Source organism: Corynebacterium sp. UMB8791 (assembly GCF_054166365.1).
This window is the reverse complement of record NZ_JBSZCG010000182.1, coordinates 1-441: the sequence shown is the minus strand read 5'-3', so window position 1 is coordinate 441 and position 441 is coordinate 1. Positions and strand designations below refer to the sequence as shown.

The following is a 441-nucleotide window of genomic DNA, read 5'->3' as shown; positions in this document are numbered from 1 at the left end:
CTTCGATCTCCTTAATCCTGTCCATGCACGCATCAATCAGTGATAGTTGCTGGAGTTCTTCGCCTGTTTCGACAGGTTCCGGGGGCTTGCAGCCCACCAGGAAGTCCTTAATCTCGTCCAGAACGTCTAGCGTGCTAGGCGGTCTGGAACTTCTCCATAGCCTGATCGATGGCCTCGCTGTCCGAGCGGTATTTGTACCCTTCCGGCTCTTCTGGCCGGTAGAAGGGAATCGAATTATCCAACAGAGCCTCCCCAAAGAACCTGGTCTGGCGCGTACAGGTAGTGCAGCCTCTCAGAGATAAGGGGATCTTCCCCGAACGCGTACCATTCGTCTTCGTACTTCTGCCATGCGTCGTTATCGAGGTCGAGAACGACCGCATCGTTAGGTAGCGCCTCCAACTGCTCTACAGTCAGAGGAATATTAGTTAGTTCCCAATCCAT

At 53.5% G+C, this 441-nt stretch carries 1 protein-coding gene; it reads right to left on the bottom strand.

Features of this window, described 5'->3' with window-relative positions; genetic code table 11:
• Positions 1-234 precede the first annotated feature (234 nt).
• Positions 235-441, bottom strand: a 207-nt coding sequence (locus tag ACXIUA_RS11685) for a hypothetical protein (protein ID WP_457976921.1), incomplete at its 5' end; no start/stop codon positions are given.